General features: G+C 68.1%; 10 protein-coding genes and 3 pseudogenes. 4 read left to right on the forward strand and 9 right to left on the reverse strand.

Translation table 11 applies throughout. From position 1 onward, the window contains the following. The first annotated feature begins 385 nt into the window (after positions 1-385). Positions 386-1,051: a hypothetical protein gene (locus tag ACWCQS_RS41315; protein ID WP_451009279.1), complete on the forward strand. Its 666-nt coding sequence runs from the start codon at positions 386-388 to the stop codon at positions 1,049-1,051. A gap of 305 nt (positions 1,052-1,356) precedes the next feature. On the opposite strand, the gene ACWCQS_RS41320 is transcribed toward ACWCQS_RS41315, so the two are convergent. The 4 genes and pseudogenes from ACWCQS_RS41320 to ACWCQS_RS41335 form a co-directional block, all read right to left on the reverse strand. Then, complete coding sequence (locus tag ACWCQS_RS41320) at positions 1,357-2,538, reverse strand: hypothetical protein (protein WP_451009280.1); 1,182 nt, start codon at positions 2,536-2,538, stop codon at positions 1,357-1,359. 426 nt (positions 2,539-2,964) lie between these two features. After that, positions 2,965-3,918 carry a hypothetical protein gene (locus ACWCQS_RS41325; protein ID WP_451009281.1) on the reverse strand — a complete coding sequence of 318 codons (954 nt, stop codon included), beginning with the start codon at positions 3,916-3,918 and terminating at the stop codon, positions 2,965-2,967. Between the two features lie 260 nt (positions 3,919-4,178). Further along, positions 4,179-4,274, reverse strand: a pseudogene (locus ACWCQS_RS41330) (kinase); the annotation flags it as partial. 57 nt (positions 4,275-4,331) lie between these two features. Then, positions 4,332-5,435 (reverse strand): YaaC family protein, encoded by a 1,104-nt coding sequence (locus tag ACWCQS_RS41335; protein ID WP_451009282.1) that lies wholly within the window; start codon positions 5,433-5,435, stop codon positions 4,332-4,334. A 402-nt stretch (positions 5,436-5,837) separates the two neighbouring features. Between ACWCQS_RS41335 and ACWCQS_RS41340 the strand changes: the two genes are divergently transcribed. Together ACWCQS_RS41340 and ACWCQS_RS41345 are read left to right on the forward strand one after the other, a co-directional pair. Then, a complete protein-coding gene (locus tag ACWCQS_RS41340) occupies positions 5,838-7,589 on the forward strand; it encodes a Helicase associated domain protein (protein ID WP_451009283.1) in 1,752 nt (583 codons plus the stop codon). 81 nt (positions 7,590-7,670) lie between these two features. Continuing rightward, positions 7,671-8,396: pseudogene (locus ACWCQS_RS41345) on the forward strand (helicase associated domain-containing protein); the annotation flags it as partial. A 36-nt stretch (positions 8,397-8,432) separates the two neighbouring features. Here ACWCQS_RS41345 and ACWCQS_RS41350 read toward each other — a convergent pair. The 3 genes from ACWCQS_RS41350 to ACWCQS_RS41360 form a co-directional block, all read right to left on the reverse strand. After that, positions 8,433-8,789 carry a hypothetical protein gene (locus ACWCQS_RS41350; protein ID WP_451009284.1) on the reverse strand — a complete coding sequence of 119 codons (357 nt, stop codon included), beginning with the start codon at positions 8,787-8,789 and terminating at the stop codon, positions 8,433-8,435. Further along, positions 8,758-9,120, reverse strand: a complete 363-nt coding sequence (locus ACWCQS_RS41355; RefSeq protein ID WP_451009285.1) for a helix-turn-helix transcriptional regulator — start codon at positions 9,118-9,120, stop codon at positions 8,758-8,760. The genes ACWCQS_RS41350 and ACWCQS_RS41355 overlap by 32 nt, the downstream gene beginning before the upstream one ends. Before the next feature lie 194 nt (positions 9,121-9,314). Continuing rightward, the gene (locus tag ACWCQS_RS41360) at positions 9,315-10,250 is read right to left on the reverse strand and encodes a hypothetical protein (protein WP_451009286.1); all 936 of its coding nucleotides are present in this window, start codon (positions 10,248-10,250) and stop codon (positions 9,315-9,317) included. An 850-nt stretch (positions 10,251-11,100) separates the two neighbouring features. On the opposite strand from ACWCQS_RS41360, the pseudogene ACWCQS_RS41365 reads away from it, so the two are divergent. Next, a pseudogene (locus ACWCQS_RS41365) lies at positions 11,101-11,301 on the forward strand (site-specific integrase); the annotation flags it as partial. A gap of 118 nt (positions 11,302-11,419) precedes the next feature. Here the strand turns inward: ACWCQS_RS41365 and ACWCQS_RS41370 are convergent. After that, entirely contained in the window at positions 11,420-11,947 is a 528-nt protein-coding gene (locus tag ACWCQS_RS41370; RefSeq protein WP_451009287.1) for a hypothetical protein, read from the reverse strand. After that, positions 11,895-19,580 carry a ricin-type beta-trefoil lectin domain protein gene (locus ACWCQS_RS41375; protein WP_451009288.1) on the reverse strand — a complete coding sequence of 2,562 codons (7,686 nt, stop codon included), beginning with the start codon at positions 19,578-19,580 and terminating at the stop codon, positions 11,895-11,897. The genes ACWCQS_RS41370 and ACWCQS_RS41375 overlap by 53 nt, the downstream gene beginning before the upstream one ends. Positions 19,581-19,727: the final 147 nt, after the last annotated feature.

Below are 19,727 nucleotides of genomic sequence, written 5' to 3' on the forward strand. Positions count from 1 at the left end.
GGAACTCAGCGACACCTGGCCGCTCCTGCAGGCCGGTGCGTTCGGAGGAACTCTTGAACACGCACAGCGTGTCCACGCCGCGCTCGCCGCCTGGAGGAACGCGAACGTACGGCATCCGTGACACCACGGGGCCGGGGCACGCACGAGGAAGACCACCTGCCGGACCGCCGTCGGGACGGCGCTCGTCCACGGAGCCCCGTCGGACCAGTCCCCGCCGGAAAGCCGGAACAGCCAACGCGGCTCCTACGCCCTCGCCCCTGCCGACAGCAGCCCGCGCGGTCCGTCCTGCCGCCGCCGGCATGCACGGTCCGCACACCCGATGCCGTCCGCCGGCTGGGCACCGGCATAATCGACGCGGTCGCAGCAGGAGGACAGGAGACCTGGTTTGGCCAGCACGCCCGACGTCCCCGGCCCGTCCATGGATGCCGTCCCGACCCGCTACGGCGACACCACGTTCCGCTCCCGCCTCGAAGCCGACTGGGCCGCCACCCTCGACGGCAACAGCATCCGGTGGGAGTACGAACCCGAGACGATCACCCTGGACTCCGGCACCCTCTACCTCCCCGACTTCTGGCTGCCTGAACTCGGCACCTGGATCGAAGTCAAAGGCCCGGGCGTACCGCGCACCGAGAAGACGGAAGAACTGGCCCGCACCCGCGCCTGCCGGTGTGAAGGTTCCTGCACCTGCCGGTGGCCCGGAGGCGAGTTCGTCCTCCTCGGCAAGCCGTCCCTGGCCTCCGACTTCAACGAGCCCGGCCACCGCCCCCGCAGCGGCTACGCGAGCTGGGCCACCGCCTTCGGATCGACCGCGTACTTCGTGACATGCCCCGCGTGCACACGGGCGCAGTGGATCACCCTCCGGCGTCCGTGGCGCTGCCGCGCCTGCCGGGCACTGGTGGAGAGAGAACGGGTCCACCGGCCTGTCGACCGGTTCGTCCGCTTCGTCGAAACCAGCACCCGAACAGGTCTCTTCGCGATGCCCGACCTGGGCGAGCCCTTCACCGACGCGGAGCTCGGCCGGACCGACGGCTCCGAGGACGACGTGCTGTGATCAGCGCTTCCGTGGGGCGCGGCCGGGCCAGCCCGTCCTGGTGGCAGACCGTCGCAGGACTGACGTCCACCGGTGGCGCCGTATCGGGCTGGTCCCCTTCTGCCGGCCGGAGCAGCCCACGCGGCTCCTCGCCTGCCTCGCCCGTCCCCACCGCCCCAGATCGCAAAGAGCCTCCAGACCCGTCGGCGGCATGAGCGCACCCCCTTCTTCCCGTGGAACGCGGGGACTCGGCAGGCGGCCGCACCGAGCCTTCCGGCCCCCGGATCCGCGTGCCGACGTCCTGCGGGCGGCGCGGGGTCCGTGCCCTACGCGCCTGCCTCCGTACGGGACAGCTCCCCGATGCGTTGCTTGTACCTGCGGGCTTGGGTGAGCAATTCCCTTCCCGCCTCGATGAGTTCACGTGGTCGGCCGCTCACCGTACGCAGGTGCAGGACGTGCTCGACGACCTGCGTGTCGTCCAGCGAGTCGAGCCATGCCCGGACCGTTTCCGCCGCGGGTCGTTCCGGGAAGAAGGCGAGGAACTCGACGAGGCCAGCACGGCCGGTGATGGCTGCGATCCTGTCCCGGCCCCGGGCGACCGCTGGTGTGCGGTCCGCCGTCGCCGAGGCTGCGCGCACGTCCCGGTGTCCGACGGTGATGTCGAGGTGCGGCGGCAGCGGGCTCACCTCGCAGCGGCCGGTGATCAGAATGGGGATGGCCACGGTGCGCACCCACTCCTCGAGAAGCTCCAGCTCGTTGGCGGCGATAGCCCACACACCGGTGTGGGGCCGCTGCAGGGACACGGTCGGCCACACGGAGAAGGGGATGCGGGCGCCGCGTGGTGCGCTGGCGAGGACGTCACCTGCGCGCAAGGGCAGTCCGTCACCCGGCTGGGGCCCGCGTTTAAGGGGAAGCGCAACGGTCAGGTCACTGCGCGGATCATCAGGGTGCACGGCGCCGAGCCGGGTCGCCGCGGCAGCGGGAGCGCGGTGCTTGGCCACGTTGGTGTAGACGGCGAGGAGCCGCAGCGGATGCTCGTCGGGATTGCGGCGCTGGAACGGCTGCAGCCGCTCGATACGCTGCGCGAGCGGGGTGCCGGCATTCAGCGGCGGAAGCTGTCGTCGCCTGCGGTTGCCGAACCACTGGGCGAGGGCGGCGGCGTCACACACGGCCGGCATCTCTACGCCCTTCGCCTCCTCCTCCGTCAGGGACCGCCCGGAAGCGGCCTCGACCTCCGCGTACAGGGTGTGTTCCAGCGCGGCCCGCAACTGGGTGAGGGCATCGGCCACGAGCCGGGGTATCGCCTGCGGGAGCGGGGCGACATCCCGGACCACGACGTCCACACGGTCCCCCTTGCTCACTTCGGCGAACGTGATCGTCCCGTGCTCCGTGTAATCGTGCGTCAGCCGCAGCAACCGCTCGATCGTGTGATCGATATGGGCCAGCGTCTCCACCACATGCAGTTGGTAGTCGGGCAGCCAGGAACATTCTGCGTCACGCAGGCTCATGCAGCGAGCCTAGCGACCGAACTTCCCGGCATTCCCATCCCTCTTACGTCCCTGCCGTACGGCAGCTGTCCACGGTCCGCGGTGCTCGCCCTCGTCCCCTCCTTTTCTGGGCCTGCACGTAGTCCCCGGCGCTGCGGTGTGCGCCTCGAGGAGAGGTGTTCCCCAACGAGGCGGCGAGGGGCGGTTGGCCCGGTGGTGTCGTGTTGGCGGCGGGGTGTTTCCGTCGGTCGCGACCAGCCGGTCACGCCGGCCAGGGACCCTGCGGAGGGATGGGCACGGGAACCGTCGCGGCGGGTGAGCGTTTCGAAGTGGGACCTGTGGTGTGGGAGTGCCGGTTGTACGCGGCCCGGTCGCACGCGAGGCTCAGGCGGCAACGCCACCGTGCGTGGGCCGGGCGGGAGGGTGGAGGCAGGAGGCGCGGATCGACTACGGCACCCGGTCCGCGCCAGACGGACGTGGCGTGACGTCAAGGGCCCTTGCTGGGCTCAGCAACTCCTCCGCGACGACGGGCGGCACAGCCAAGGTGACGATGCTTCCAGCCCAGTCAGCGGTGGTCTTGTAGGCGGCGATCACGGCCAGCTCCCACACCGACAGTGTTTCCACCATGGGGAACCCGTCCACGTCGAGCCCGAAGGGAGGAAGCCGGACACTGACCTCTACGTTCGCCGCGTGGTGCCCGGCGGCGGCCGAACCGGGAGGCCGCACACGGGAGTTCTTGTCGTAACAGGCGTAGTCCGGGCTGGCACTGTAGTCACTGTCCTGCCGCTGCCGCCACACCTGCCAGGCCTGCGCCAAGTGCGCGGTGGGCCTCTCGCGCCGCTGCAGCGTAACGGCAGCCTGCTCGATCGTGGCCTTGTCGATGAGAGTCCGTTGTTCCTCACACCGGAGTTCGGCGCAGGCTGCGGTCCGCGCCAGGACCGTACGCGCCCAGCTGTGCAGCCAGGGGTGCGCCCGCAAGCCGTCGGTGGTCGCCGCCAGCTCGAACTGCAGATAGCGCCAGTGATCCCAGTTGAAGTTGGGCCCGAGGAAGTCCGGCACGTAGCTCGGCTCCTGGCGGTTTCCTGCTTCTTCGTCCTCTTCTTCAAGGCCCTCGCAGAGACTCACGAGGTCGGCGGCGGCATCCGCCAGACCTGCGTCCGCAGGTGCAGACTCCACCCGGCAACATCCGCACATCCGTGCAGCGAAGAACGCACCGAAGCGGACACGATACGTCTCCCCGGGACTGACCGTCGCCGAGGCACGGCATGCAGGATTGCTGTGCACAAAGCTGTCATCGGCCCACGTGACCGCGTCCATCGGCTGACCGTAGAACCGGCCAACCGGCATGCCATGACGACCCATCAAGCCGACCGGGAGCAACTCCACTGACTCAGCCTTCATCCGCCTCACAGTAGGCCCGCATGCCATTGCCGGTGCGGGAACAACGGCAGCATCCCCCTATCGGGGCAATCCCCGTCCGAGATCGGCACGTCTGCAGACCACGCGCAGAGGGACCGCACTCCTGCCTCGCACCGCGAGTCGCAGTTGCTCCGGCCATCCTCACCCGCCTCTGCGTCCCAGCAGTCAGCACGGCCGAAGGGTCAGCGGGCCGGTGCGACGGGGACGGAAACATCGGGGCAGCCGCCGAGCACACCCTCGACCTGACCGACCAGGGCCAGACCGCGGCCGAGCCTCTCGCGGGGGCCTGCCGTGACGGACGACCTGCCCGAGGCACCGTTGCCGCGCAGCACAACCAGCCCGTGTGCCCTTGGCTTCCGTCATCACGGCCCTCGCACTGCCACGCGGTTGCACACTCAGCGCGCGACCTCGGCAATGGCGTCCCGGATGAGTACAGGGACTTGTACGATCGCCAGCTCCAGGAGCCGTTCGATGGGCACCGCGTGCGGGCTGCTGTCCACATTGATGTGCGCAGCCCATCGTGCGGGCTCGTAGCGGGCCAGCATGGACAGCGTGTAGAGGACCGCCCACCAGGCCATGAGCGGGTGCAGCTCCCGGGACATCGGGGCGATGACGGGGAAGAAGAAGCGCAGCCCGCCGTGACCATGTGTCATGGCACGCAGGTGCTCCCTCCGCTCCGCTTCGGTCGCTGATCCCTGGGGCATGAGCCAGTTGACCTGCAGGGCGCCTCCGCCTTCCGCGTAGCGGGTGAAGTCCGGCAGAGCATCCGGTCCCAGGGTGAGCGCCCGAGTGGTTACGTAACTCTCATGCCGATCAAGGCCCGGGTATGAGGCCATGAACTCTGCGAGCGCCTCGCGAGTGCCGGCGTCGATGACCCGGTCGGGGATGTCGGACACGGGTACGCTGAGCAGTGGATGGTCGTGGTGACCGATGTGGTGTTCGGAAACCTCCAGCGGGGTGAGCCGTTCCCTCTCCGTGAGGGGATAGTCGAGGTTCACGGGCAACAGGTCCCACACGTCTTCCAAACGCACCGGGGCCAACTGCCAGACGGGCGAGGCCAACAGCTGACTCACTCGGGTGAAGCTGCCCTGGGAATCGGGCGGGTCCGTGCGGATCTCGATGTCGGGGAAAGCCCGGTCGAACCCGGTGGTCTTGATGCCGTGGGCTTCCAGGCGCCAGTCCTCGCCCTTGAGGGACCAGGCCGCCGCCGCGACGGCGCGACCGGCCTGGCTCAAGCCGTAGAAGACCTGCAAGGGGCGTGTCGCTGGACCGACGGCGGCGGCTGCCTTGAACATCTGCCCTGCCTGTTCGAGCGCGGTGGCATAGGTCTTGCGGCGGGCCCCGCTGCTCGCTCTACCGGGCGGCTCGGACCGACTGGCCCGCAGCCATTCCCATGCCCGATCTGTCAACACGTTGATGTGCATGGCCGGGGACGCTACCGGGCCAGCGGCACCCTGCGGTACTGGATTGGGAGCGGCCCAAGCGCCCAGGACCGCCACGGAGCAAGGGCGCCCGGCACGGGGCCATCATCGCCTGTCAGGGCTCCCGGCCGCCCTGTAGCACCAAGTTGAGACCAGCCCGAAGAGCGGGGTGAGCCGTGGACAGGCCCCCGCCTGGTCTCCGCCGACACAAGCCAGCGGTACTGGTACTGCGCCTTCGGCTGTCTGGCAGGGCCACTGTCCAAACACACAACAGTTCTCAACGACATCCGGGAATCTCAGACAGATCGAGGTACCGCAGCTCACGTACCCAGTAACCCATGGCCAGAGCCGTACGTGTCGTTGTAGCTGCAGGCGAACAACCTGTGCAAAAAGACAAGATCAATCTCATACACGGGCAGGGATCCGAGTCAGTCAGAGAGCAACAGCTCTCCTCCACCTAGGGCAACGCGAGAACCCACAATGGATGACGAGAAGGTGTTCGGGCCCGTCCTGTACAAGCTGTCGCTGGCGTCGGCCGTCTCGCGGGGACTGCTGGCCCGGTACCAGATCATCGTGCTCGAGTTGCAGGACCCGGTCGTCACCCCGGAACGGCTGAGGGGCGAGGACCGGCACACCGAGGAAGTCCGCGGACAGCGCCTCGGAGCCCTCCAGGCCGCCCTGTTGCACACCATGGCCCAGCACAACCTGCAGACCTGCATCACCTTCCACCACCGGACCATAGAGGCACAGGCCTACGCGGAAGGCCTGGAGCGCGTGGCGGCGAAGCTGCACGCCAACGAGCCCGAGACATACCCGAAGCGGATCTGGGCCAACTGGCTGTGCGGCGAACACGTCCCCGAACACCGGCGAGAGGTCCTGGGCTCGTTCGGGACCACCGCGCGGCGCGCCGTGCTGTCCAACTGCCGCGTCCTCGGGGAGGGCGTCGACATCAGAAGTGTGGACAGTGTCGCTCTGCTGGACCCCAAGGGAGCCCCACACGACATCGTCCAGGCCATCGGCCGCGCTTTGCGTCAGAAGCCGGGACAGGGAAAGCTCGCCTCTTTGATCGTGCCGGTATTCCTCCAGCCCGGAGAAAAACCGGAGGACATGTTCACCTCCGGGTCGTACCGGCCCCTGGTGAAAGTCCTGGAAGGCCTGCGGGCCCACGATGAAGAGGCGATCGAGCTGCTTGCGATCCCGCAGGAGCCTCAGAAGGACGTGGCGCAGCCGTCGGTGAGTATTGGTGCAGCGCCCGAGGAAGGCGAGGAAGAATCCCGCCTCCTGCTTCGCTTTGCCGCACCGCGTGACCCCGTGATGGTCGCGGACTGGGTCAGCTTCAACGTGATCGACACCGAACGCCAGGACTGGGCACGCGGCTGGGCGGCACTCAAGAAGTTCACCGAACGCGAGCGGCACGCCCGAGTGCCATATGGGCACAAAGAGGGCGCGACACCGCTTGGGCAATGGGTCGCGGAACAACGAAGGGCGTACGGGGCGGGGCAGATGAACGGCCTGCGCGCACGCCGGCTGGAAAAGCTCGGCATGGTCTGGAGCCTCGCGGACGCACGGTTCCAGGAGAACCTGGAAGCCGCCAAGGCCTACTACGACCAGCACTGGACCCTGTGCGCACCCCGCACCGCGACCATGCTCGACCGGCCGGTGGGGCAGTGGCTGTCCAACCTCCGCCGCCCCGGTGCGCTGGAGGGCCACCCCGAGTGGAAGCCGGCGCTGGAGGCCGTGGACCAGGACTGGAACCCCTCATGGCCGGCCGACTGGCAACGCCACTACACCGCACTACGCGAACTCCTACGCGACGAAGAGGGCCAGGCGGAGGTCCTGCCCGGGTTCACGGTCCACGGCATGGACATCGGCAAATGGCTCGCCCGGCAGAGGCAGCACGACGTCTGGCAGGCCCTGACCGACGAGCAACGCGAACGCCTCCAGCAGCTCGACATCACACCACTGCCGGCGGAGCCTGAGGAGCCCGCCAAGACCCCCAAGACGGCCTCTGGAGCCTTCGAACGAGGCATCGCGGCCCTCGCCCAGTACAAGACACGGGAAGGACACCTGCGGGTCCCCAGAGGCCACGTAGAGACGATCGTGATCGACGGCCAAGAGCACCCCGTGAAACTCGGAGTCTTCCTCAGCAACACCAAGACCAGACGCGCCAAACTCACCACCAAACGGCTCGACGCACTCGCCGAACTCGGACTCGAATGGGCGACGGCGTAGGGCAGGCAACCGGCGGACCGCAATAGACGCGGACCCCGATGCCATCGCTGGACAGACCGGGTCCGGCCGGGCGCCGCGGGTCCGGTAGACGTCCTCCAGGGCCTGCGCAGCCACGATGAGCGCCTGGTCGAGCAGCTCGCCTCCCGCGCCCTCACCCACGGCAAGCACAAGGTGCACATCCGGCGCGACGAGGACGGGCGGATCGTCGGGGCCGACGGCGAGGACCAGGAGCAGGACCGCGCCGACGGCGCTGCCGAGTCCGCGCTGCTGCGCTTGTCCAGCCCGCGCGACGCCGCCACCATCGCCGCGTTCCTGCGCACCCGGGGCTACCGGCCGGAATCGTTGGCTTGGCTGGAGGGCTACCAGGCCCTGCTGAGCTGGCGCAAGGAGAACGAGATCACCCGCCTGTACGCCGTCCCCTACGACACCGAAACCGAAGTCGGCGTCACCAAGGACTTCCCCCTGGAGCGGTGGGTGCACCAGCAGCGCAAGACGCTGCCCGCCGGCGAACTCGACCCCCACCGCCAGGAACTGCTCGACGAGGCCGGGATGGTGTGGCAGCCCGGCGAGGAAGCGTGGGAAGCCAAGCTCGCCGCGCTCCGGTCCTACCGACGCGCCACCGGGCACTTCGCCCCGCGCCAGGACGCCGTGTGGGGCGAGGGCGAGGCCATGGTGCCCGTCGGGCAGCACATGGCCAACCTCCGCCGCAAGGGAGCCAAGAACGGCCTGGGCAAGGACCCGAAGCGGGCAGAGCAGCGTGCGGCACAGCCGGCCGCGATCGACCCGGACTGGAACTGCCCCTGGCCTCGTCCCTCATCGGCTACCGCCGATTGGCCACCCTACTCAGAGCCTGAGCTGGTTTTGCTGCACGCCGAAGCAGACCAGCCCCATCAAATCCGCCAGGTCTGACGCGTAGGCCGACGCTTCCTCGGCCCTGCTCCAGCCCATCCCGAAGTAGATGAGCGGCCCACTTGCACAGTCGATCAACGGCCCGACCGACCAGGGCGAGGTCTCCTCCTCGTCTTCGGTGATGTCGCACCACCGCTCAAGAAGAGCGGCGACATAGGCCGCGATGCGCTCGGACGGAGGCTCCTGGGTCTCACCATCGAGATAGCGGTCGTACAAGTCATCGAAGACCCGTCTGGCGATCTTGTCATTCGCCGGACGCTCACCTTCCCAGACAGCCAGGTCGTAGCTCATGCCCGATCGAGCCTCCTTGAAGGGTACGGGCTGCTACCCGGGCCGCGCGTTCCTCGGCGAGCAGCTTCCCCTCGCACCGCGCTCCTGCTCCAGCATCGCCATCGAGCGGCACGTCCCGGCCAGGCTTGGCCTTCCCGCTCAACGGCGACGACGAGTTCAGCCGGAACCCAGCGCCGACCAGACCCTCAGAGGGGATCAGCCACCCCCGCTCCGGGTCCAGCACCGACCCGGGCAACTCCCCGGCTTCCCGGCGGCGCCGGATGGTCGTACGGCTCACGCCGCAGGCGTCGGCGGCCTCACGCTGAGTCAGCAAGGAACGGCTGTCGGTCATGGATCCGCATCCTCCCCCTCCCGCCTCTCACCGATCTACCGACCCGCCCGAGCGCACCCCAAGGCTGCCGTTGGCATGGCCGGATCCGTCGATCATCTATCGCCCTGTCGCCACACTCATCTCCCGCACCGTCCCCAATTTCATCCCGGCCGGGACAGTGGGAATCGCCTCTTTAGCCCCTGTCGGCCAGGAATTCAGGGGCCGAGCACGACCGCCGGGACCTCGCGCTCCAACACGGCGAGCGCCCCGGCGTGGCCCCCCGCGGCGTCGTAGTCGAAGGTGAAGGTCACCACCCGGACCTGGTCGGCCAGCGGCTGGACCAGCTCCCACTGCCGTATCCGCCGGGCGGGGCGGTTCGGCAGAGGTGCCTCGGTGTCCGTGCTGCACAGAGTGCAGCCGTTGTCCAAGGCCGCGCCGGGGGTGCCGGGAGGGGCCGGGTCCGCATCGGCGATCCTGGCCCGCACGGACAACCGTCCGATGCCCGGGGCATCCGCGGTCGTAGCGCCGTCGGCGGCCAGCACCGCCCAGTGCGCCGGCACCCTAAAGCGCGCCAGGCCCCGCAGGTGCGATACCTCCTGCAGATCCTCCTCGGGTTCCGCAGCCTCCAGGGCCACCGCACACAGGGACCGCACCCGGTGCAGTCCGGCCTCGTGCCCCGGCAGCACACGGGCGACCGCCTCGTACACGGCGACGGCCTCCTCGCCCAGGCGGCGCACCTCCGTCAGGGCCTGCTCGCCGTGAGCCTCGGCCAGCAGGCCGCACAGGCGGGCCTTCGCATCGGCCGCCTCCAGGGCCGTCTCGTGGACGGGCACGCCGCCGTCCGGCGGCCCGTGCAGGAAGCCCCCGGCGGACCGGAGCGCGACGGACGCGGCGGCCTCATCGGGGCCGACACCAGGGATCAAGGACTCGTAAGCCTCGACAGCGCCGCGGGCGGCCAGGATGCCGTCGGCGACGGCGCCGTTCATGGCCTGGATCATCGCCTGGTTGTAGAGGATCGAGGCGAGCACCCGCACATGCTGTGCGTCGTCGGGCTCCATCTGCCGCAATCGCCGGACCGCGGCCTCCGCCGCGCGACTGCTCTCCAGCGCCTGCCGAGGCCGCCGGCCCCGCATGTGCTGGATGGCGGCCATGCTCTCCTGCTCCGCCGTTCTGCGCAGTCGTCTAGAGCTCAGTGACACACAACACCCCCCGGGGCCATGCGGACGCGGACGGCGTCGCGCTGGATCACCGATTGTGCAGTCCGCGCGGACACCAGAGCCAGAGGTCCTCGGCAACTCAGTCGGGGAACTGCAGGAATGCCGTCTGGACTTGGAGGAGGCGGGTGTCTGGGCGGGTTTCCTCGTACAGGTCCAGGACCTTCTGGTAGCGGCCGGCCTCGAAGTCCTCACGGGCCTGCTCGTCGTTGTCCAGGCCGGAGGTGGCTATGTAGGTGGGTTTCGAGAACGTCTGTTGCTCGGCGGCAGGAACGCTCCGCTCTTCCGGATATCGATGTTGCCCAGTTCCGAGAACACCTCGGTGCTTGCTTCAGGACGGTGGCTGTGCTCAACGCGACGGAGGAGAACCCTGCCTGATGTGACCAGGCGCCGAGCTTCCTCGTGAACGGGCTGTCGGCAATGCGTTCGCGTGGCGTCCTTCCGGCCTCGTACGGTCTGCGCATGACGAGGACAACACCAGCGAGACCAGTGTCCGTGGAGGCCGTGTTCCCGGAGCTGGCCGCCCACCGTGGCCGGACGACCCGGCTGCACCCCAGGCCGGGGCGGCCCGGCATGCGCGACAGCCATATCGGTGGGCCGATGCTGTGGCCGGACGGCGAGCCTTGGCCGGTTTGCCACGAGCCGCACCAGCGCGAGACCGAGGGGTACGCGCCGGACGAGATCCGCAGGGCCCGGGCCGCAGGCGCCTGGCCGTCGAGCAGGCCGTGGCCCGGGGCCGGAGCGCCTGGGGAGGACGGACCGGTACCGCTCGTGGGGCTCGCCCAGTGGGGTCGAGCTCGTCGTCATCAAGGAGCTGCTCGGTCACGCCCACATCGGCGTGACCGCGACGGTCTACGCGCACGTCCGGCTCCGCCTCCAGCGCCAGGCCATCGACCTCCTCGGACACGCCCTCGGCAACCTCACCGAGACCGCCGCCGAGCCCGGCGACGGCGACGACCCGCCGCTTTGTGCAGCATCCGTCCGCTAACGTTGCCGTCAACTACTGCCGTCAGACGGCCCAGAGGCCCCGTCGATCTTGCGATCGACGGGGCCTCGCGCATGGGCGTCAATACGGCTGGCTGGCCACTCGCGTAGCAATTCTCAATTCAGCGAAGTGCCTCTACCAGGTCCGCACGGACGCTCTCCAGGAAGCCCCAGAGCCCATCAGAGAGCATCTGCACCCCAGATTCTTCAACCTCGTAGCGCGGACCGAGCAAAACTCCATCGCGAAGCATGAGAATGCGCCCATCCGGAACAGTCATGGCAACAAGCCCGCCGCCACCATCTGAACCGAATACAACGACACGCGCGGTGACATCCCCTACGACTTCAGTCGGCTGATTGCCAGCCATCCCATCGGCCACCGAATCGGCAGAGTGAATATAGATACCATTGCCGAGATCAGGGAGCGAGACGCTCTCGACTCGCGCATAGAACTGGAGAAGATCCTCCGGAACCCCGTGCCCCGAAAGCGCCTGGACCGCTTGCTCGCCCGCCTGGGGCGTAGCACTGACCAGCGCATTAACCCCAGGTGGGTACCCGAACCGGGCCTCGAAGCCGGCAGTGAACTTCGAGGCAAGATCAGCTACCTGGTCCGCCCACCGGTTTAGGTTCTCGCCAGTAATAGTCGCCATAGCCCCTATCTATCTGATCAGCAAAGTCTTGAATTTCAGCACCCGTGGCATTCGGGTTCATGTCACCAAACCATTTCCACTGATTGGTGATTTCTTGGTGAACATTCGCGAGCCTCGAATTCATCCTGCTCCCAGGAATGCCACGCATATTCGAGGGGGCGTCGAAGTCAAAGCCCGCAAAGTCCGGGTGATCGCGGAACTCCTGCGGAATGGCATGGTGGGCATCCCAATCATCCGGAAGACGCTGGAATCCATTCTTATTGAGCCAGGCATTGAACCTCCCTCGATAATTGGTCAGCTTGATGGTCGGGAACTCAGGATCATATCCCGTCGGACAGCCCGCATTGGTGTTGTGGACCAAGATCGGGACGCCGCCCGCCACGACATAGTACGTGTGGAGTTGCTGGACGGTGAGGTTCCAGCGGTTTGCGGTGCCAGGTGTGATGTGGGTGGTGACCACGTACACGTGACCATTGCCCGCTGTGTTGAGGGCGTCTCCGCGGTGGAGTTCGCCGGCGGGGACCCAACTGTGGGTGGTGTCGTCCCAGAACGGGTGGTTGGCGGTGGTATGAAGGGTGGCGGTGTGGCCGTCCCTGGTGCGGATCGCGACGTCGAGGAGGTCGTGGTCGTGGTTGATCCACACGTGCTGAACGGTGCGGGGGCCTCGGTGTTTGCCGGTGTGGGGGTCGGCGGCCTCTACCTTATCGCCGGGTTTGACCGAGGCAATCGCCTCGGTCTTGCCGTGCGCCAGCAATACGCGGGTCGACGGGCTGAAACTGCAGCCACCTTCGCCGCTCCCGGAAGCGCCGGTATCAGGTTCGCTGGGTTTTGCAGCGGTTGCTGTGGCTTCTTCAGTGGTTTCGCTGACAACGTTCTTGGCATCAGCCGCAGCCGCGAGGCCGTCTTGGGCGTCGCGGGCCCCGTTCTCGGCCGCGGCGGCTGCCTCTGCGGCATCGCCGCCGTCGCTGAGTGCCACCGTCGCAATGACTACCGATGCTTCGGCCCCCTTGTACGCATCCGTATTGGTATGCGCGTGCAGGATCTTCGCCATCGGGTGGCGAGGGAATATGTCGAGCGGCACCGAGATACCGAACGGACTCAACGCCTTATGCGCTTCGTCCAGGATTTGCGCTTGAGGCGAGGTCTCCCAAATCAGCTTGACGACCTCATCTAGCGCACCAGCTATGGCGTCGCGGAGGGTTCCCGACGTCGGCGGCCCGTAGGTGCCCATCTGCTGGCCCTCGGCGACGTCGCACCCGAACTTCGACGCGACGTTGCAGGCGGAGCCGCTGGACGGTGCCGCTGTGGTGCCTCCGCTGGAGGTCGTGGTTCCGCCGTTTCCTCCCCCGCTGGTAGTTGGGGAGTAGTCGTCACCGCCGACTGAGCCGTGTGTGGGGCAGGGGATGTCCTCCGGGCCGTCACCGCAGGCCAGGCGCAGGCCGGTGGGGTCGCTGCCGGTGCTGGGGTTGTCGCCGGCGTAGGAGTAGCCGCTCATCTGGTTGGGGTCGCCGGCCTCCATGAGGGGGTCGGCGGTCAGGAAGCGGCCTTGGATGGGGTCGTAGTTGCGGGCGCCGAGCAGATCGAGGCCTGTGGTGGGGTCGGCGGGTTTGCCGAGGTAGCCGTGGTTGTCGGCCCAGGTGGTGGGCTGGGGGCCGCGGGGGTTGCCGTAGGGGTCGAAGTAGCGGCGGGTGACTGCCAGGTTCGAGGCGGCGAGGTCTTCGGTGGCCGTGCCCTGGGCGTTGGAGACCTCGTAGGTCAGCGTGCCGTCGGAGGAGCGCACCTCGGTGATGCCGTCCGGGCCGGGGTAGTAGCGCTGGCCCTTGACCGTTCCCGGGCCGGTGCTGAGGGTGAGCTGTTCGGCGCCGCCGAAGAGGTAGAGGATCTTGCTGGTCGGCGTGGTCTGGAGCAGGAGGCTGCCGCCGGCGTCGTAGAGGTAGCTGGTGGTCTGGTCCTTGCCGCCAGATGGCGTAGTCACTGAGGCGGTGCGGCCCTCGGCGTCGTAGGCGAAGGACTGGGTGGCGCCGGGCAGGACGGCGCCCATGGTCGCGTTCGTCCAGCGTTGCGCGGATGTTCCGTTGCAGGTCCAGATCTGCAGCTGGGTGCCGTTGGTGGTCGAGGAGGACGGGTCGTCCAGGCACTTGCCGGACGCGGTGTTGACCAGGGAGCCGTTCGCGCCGGCCTTCCACTGTTGGCCAGAGCTGCCGTTGCAGGTGTACAGGTCGGTCTTGGTGCCGTTGGTCGTTCCGCCACCGGATGCGTCGAGGCACTTGCCGAGCACGCGCACTGTGCCGTCGGTGCCGATTGTCCACTGCTGGGCGCCGGAGCCGTTGCAGGTCCAGAGGTCGATCTTGTTGCCGTCGGTGGTGGCGGAGGAGGAGTCGTCGACGCACAGCTTCGTGCCCGAGCGGGTCAGGCCGGACACGAGCGGGCCCGTCGTGGTGACCGTTCGGCCGGTGGTGTCGCCAGCACTGTTGTAGGCCGGCGTCATCGTGGCCGTGCCGCCCGGCCCGGTGGTGGTGATTTTGGTTGCGGCGTTCGCCAGGGTGGCGGGGGAGGTTCCGCTGCCAGGGTAGGTTGCCGTCTGGGTGACGTCGTTCGCGGTGGTGCCGGAGGTGTCGTGCTGCACCTGCTGGGTGCGATCCCCCAGGGCGTTGTAGGTGTACGACTGCCAGAACGGGGCCGGGCCGCCGATAGTTGAGGCTGCGGGGGTGCTGGTCGTGCATCCGCCGGTGCTGCCGACGCCAGCCGTGGTCAGGCCTGCGGTGTCGGTCCAGGCCGTCGTCAGCCGGTTGAGGTGGTCGTAGGTGAAGCACTGGGTGTCCGTGGTACCGCCGGACTGGGCGTCGGAGACCGCGGTGACGTCGCCCGCCTGGTTGTAGCGGTAGCTGGTGACGTCGAGCGCGGAGGTGGCGCTGGTCTGCAGGTTCACCTCGGACTGTGTGACGCGGCCGGTGGCAGCGTCGTAGGAGAAGGTCGGCTCGACCTGTTCCCCATACAGTCCCCACCGGGTGTCGGTCACCTGCCCGAGCGGGGTGTAGTCGGTGGTGTCGAGGTAGGTGCCGTTGCCGCCGAATCCGTCGAGCAGGCCCTGCAGGTCGTAGCCGTAGCCGACGGTCTCGGAGGGAAGGCCGCCGTCCGCGCCGTAGTCGGCCTCGGAGAGCAGCCCCATGACGGGGGTGTAGCTGTATTTGACGGTGTAGGTGTTGGAGTTGCTGCCGGTGCCGTTGCTGGGGAAGCCGGTTGATGTCGGGATGGTGGTGGAGGCGCCGGTGGGCTGGTAGTCGGTGGTGTAGCCGGTGATGGCCTGGGTGTAGGCGTCTCCGCCGGTGCCGCCGACGTAGCGGGTCGAGGAGGTGGGGTATCCCTTGGCGAGGGTGTCGTAGGTGAAGGACGCGAGTTGTTTGCTCGGGTCCGGGGTCGCGGACCAGGCGCCCGAGTACTCCGCGGTCTTACGGTCCAGGGCGTCGTAGGCGTACGAGAGTATCTGGCCGCGCGCGTCGGTGGCCTGCAGCAGGTTGCCGAGGTCGTCGTACTTGTCGAACGTGCTGGTGCCGGTGTCGGGGTCGGTCTGCTTGGTCTCCTGGCCCAGCAGGTCGTAGCTGTAGGTCCACTTGTTGCCCGCGTTGTCGCTCATCGTGGCGACCTGGCCGGCGGGCGTGTAGGTGTAGCTGGTGACGACCGCGTCGGATGCTTTGCCGGTCGGTGTGGCGGTGTCGTCGTATGCCCAGGTGGCGGTGGTCTGGCCGAGGGCGTTGGTGAAGGACGAGGTCGCCGTGCCACCGGCGGCCGGGGTGGTGTCGGTGCGGTCGACGCCCGGGTAGGCGGTGGTGGACTGCCACTGCTGCGTTCCGTTGGACCACAGCTGGGTGGTGGTCGTGCGTCCCTGCCCGTCGTGGACGGCTATCTGCTGCGAGGGAACCTGGTTGTCGTCGGCGACCCACATGGTGGTCGTCGGGGACGTGCTGCTCTCGTAGTAGGAGCTGTTGGTCTTCCGCACCCAGCCGTGGCTGTCGTAGAAGGTGTCGGAGATCAGCCGTCCGGCCTGGTTGTTGGCGGTGGTGGACTGCGTCTGGCGCAGCTGCAGCATGCCGTCGTAGATGTTGATGGCGGTGCTGTAGTTGCCATCGTCGCGCAGGGTGTTGGTGGTGACGGTGTTGGGTACGGTGCCGTTGACGGCGTAGGCGAAGGTTCGGCTGGCGCTTTGCGAGATTGGGCGTCCCGGCAGCCACATCGCGGTGCGGCGCCCGAGAGCGTCGTAGTCGATGGTGGTGGTGCGGCCGTTGGGGTCGGTGCTGGTCATGGTCAGGCCGCGCAGCGGGTCCATGACGGATGTGGTGGTCCAGTTCCGCGGGTTGGTGGTGACGAGCTGGGTCGGCAGCTGTCCGGTGGTGGGGGTGAAGGTGGTCTTGGTGGTGTTGCCGGCCGCGTCCTGGACCTGGACGGCGCGCCCGTAGGCGTCGTAGGCGGTCGCCTGGGTCGTGCGGTAGGAGGGGGTCGTGCCGCTGTAGCCCGTGATGATCTGGGTGGCTGTCAGGTCGCCGGTGGTGCCCAGATGACCGAACGTTCCCACGTTGGCGACGGTGCCGTCGCCGTCGTAGAACATCCGCTTGTCAGAGATGGTGGTGCTGGCGCCTGGTGTGGTGCTGCAGGGTCCGGCGACGATGAGGATCTCGTCCGGGTAGGAGAGCATCATCGGGTTGCCGCTGGGCGGGGTGGCGTAGCTGGTGGTGGCGCACTTCTCCTGGGAGGCCACGCTGACGTCGCCCTTGGCGTCGATGATGGTGGGCAGGGCATCTCCGTTGTACGAGGTGTCGGTCTCAGCCTCGCGCCAGCTGCCGCTCGCGAGCAGCCCGTAGGTCCGCTGCTGGCTGGTCTTGATCATGCGGGCGACGACGGCGGGCAGCGAGGAGCCGCTGCTGTGGGTCGCCGTGGTGGTGAAGGACTGCGGGAGGTCGATCTGTTTGGCGACGATACTGCCGCCGGCCTGGGTGTAGGTGTCGTCCTCCAGCGGGGTTCCGCTCAGCCAGTCGCTGTCGGTGACGGTGTCGCCGACGCTGTCCGTCACGCTGACCGAGCGCTTGGACCCGTCCGCGCGGACATCACCGTCCATGCCCTGCAGATACGTGGTGGTCTTCTGGGTGATCGGATCGGGGGATGCGCCCGTGGTGACGGTGACGGTGCGGTAGCCGCGGAACTGGTCCCACGTGCGGTAGGCGTCGTCAGTCAGTTCGGAGTCGTCGCGATGCCAGGCAGGCCCGGAGTACGTGTAGTTCGAGACCTGCATGGGCGAGCCCGTACCGGTCATGTCGGAGACGTCGACCGTCTTGACCCGGGTCTTGTTGAACCAGTCGGAGACCGGTGTGACCCCGCCGGGGACGGTCCAGTACACGTTGTAGCAGGACATCGTGTCGGCATCGGGCGCCGACGGCATCGTCTTGTTCAGCCGGGAGCAGTCCGGATCGCTGTAGGTGACGGCGATGGACTCGCCGGTCTCCGTGGTGATGGAGGAGATCCTCGGGTGGAACAGCGACGGCTCGTTGCCGCCGTCGACCCGGTTGTCGATCTCGGTGCCGAGGAAGCTGACCTTAGGCTGCGTGATCGGACTACTGCTGCCGCCGCCAGTGGTGTCGTTACCGGTGTGCTGGATGGAACTGAGCCACATCACGGACTGCAGCTCACCTTCGTCGGCCGCGTCCTTGCCGGACTGGCCGGTGACCGGGTCAACGGTGCCGCCTGCATCGGAGTACGTCTGGGTCAGCTGATAGCTGTCGACATCCGTCAGGGTGCCGCCGACGTTGACCTGGGTGACGACCGAGTCCAGCCGATCGGTGGACCAGAACGACGGAGCCGTGGTCAGGCAGACGTTCGACCCGGTGCCGGACGTCGTGTCGGTCGATGCGCAGTTCAGGTCGTAGGGAACGTCCGGCCAGTTGGTGGCGGTCGAGTCGTTGAGGTTCGAGTACGAGCAGTCGGTGAACGTCGACGAGGTCTGGCAGCGCTGGGCCGTCTTGAACAGCACGCGTGCGCCGGGCTTGCTGCCGGCGGCCTCGTCCGCCAGCTGGTAGCCGTAGTCGATCTCGGTCAGGTAGCCGCCGCGGACGTACTTGGTCAGCGTTCCGGAACCGCCGGAGCCGGCCACCTGGCCGCCGCCGCGGTCGTAGTAGTTGGTCTCGTCGGCGTAGGTGTAGCGCTGGACGTTGGCGTGCGGGTCGACGACGAAGTCGAGGTTGAACCGGTAGCCCATCGTGCACTGAGAGTCCTTGCCCTGACCGGAGTCGTAGCAGGGATCTGTCGACTTGGGGCTGTAGACAGGCTCACCCCAGGCGCTGTTGGTGGCCGCGTCCGAGGTGGTGCCGGGGGCGTGGTTGCGCCCGAAGTAGTAGGTGGTGCCGTCGGTCGTGGTGACCTTGAAGTACTCGCCGTTCCACAGGCCGTTGTCCGCGCCGCCGAGTTCCTCGATCTTGGTTCCGTCGTCGCCCTGCAGGTGCCAGGTCTGGGCGGCTGTGGGCGTGGCGGAGTTGCTGGAGTCGTCGCGGACCAGGGTGCCGGAGTGGCCGCCCAGGGAGAGGGTGGCGAGCCAGCCGCCCCAGCACAGGTCGGCGGAGTCGCTGATGCCGTCCTGCTTGCACGGCTTGTAGGAGCGCTCGATGAAACCGGGCGAGTACGACCAGCCGTCACCGATCCACGACGACTGGGAGTTGCGGGCGGATGTCTCGCCATCCTCGGACTGGGAGTCGTAGGAGAAGGCGACGGAAGGAGCCGCGCCGCCGAGCGAGCGCGGTACGGAGATCGGGTAAGAGTAGGTGAACGCGCCGGTCCCGTTGGTGCTCCAGCTGCCCGAGGCGTTCAGGCTGGTGGCCGTGTAGTCGCCCTGCGAGCCGGAGGTTCCGGAGATCGCCTCGACGGCGGTCATCGGCGCCATCGAGGCGGACCCGGCCGTGGCGTCGTTGTGGACGCCTGTGCCGGCCGTGCCAGACGTCGTGGCGCGGGGCAGGTCGAGGGTGGCCGTGAGTTTCTTGGCGACCGGGTTGTTGGTCGAGGCGAGCCGGGTGCGTACCCGGCAGGTGGTTTTCTGGGGGGTCGTCAGAATGCAGCCGGGGACGGTCACCAGATGCAGGCGGGAGGCGAACCCGCCGCCGTATGCCTTGTCGAGGGCGGAGTAGTCGAGGGTGATCGCCACCCGACCCGACGACCGTGCGCCGTCGCCGCGTGCGAAGCCGACCAGCATGCCGTCGACTCCAGCGGACTGGGCCTGGGCGTGGCTCGCGAGCTGTACGCGCACCGAGCTCGGCGCGCTCGGAACCGCACCGTGCCTCTTCGCCGCCACCTGCTTGGCCGGAGCGACCCACACGGGGAGGTTGCCGGCCCGGGCGGAGGAGGAAGCTGTGGGCTCACTGCCGCTCTTGCGCTTTGCGGCTGACGTGGTGGCAGAGGACTGGGTCTTGCCTGTCAGCACGACCGTGCTGCTGCCGGCGCTCGGCCACGACGGGCGGGACGGCCGGTAGGTCGGCAACGGCTTGTCCGGCTTCAGTGATTTGACGGTGTGTCTCGTCAGGGGATGTCCGCCGACGCTGGGCGTCTTGTAGGTCGCCCCGGCGCTCCACAGCTTGCCGTCGTAGTGATACTCCGGCACCCCTTGGGCAACAGCCGCCGATACAACAAGCGTGGAAGCGGCGACGGTTGCTGTCGCCACCGTGAGCCCGCGACCCCATATCCGTCTGCGCACGGTCGCGAACCAGCGCACGCCAGAACCCACCTCAAAGCCCCCTCTTGCTGAGCG

It is taken from the genome of Streptomyces sp. NPDC002076 (assembly GCF_053593835.1).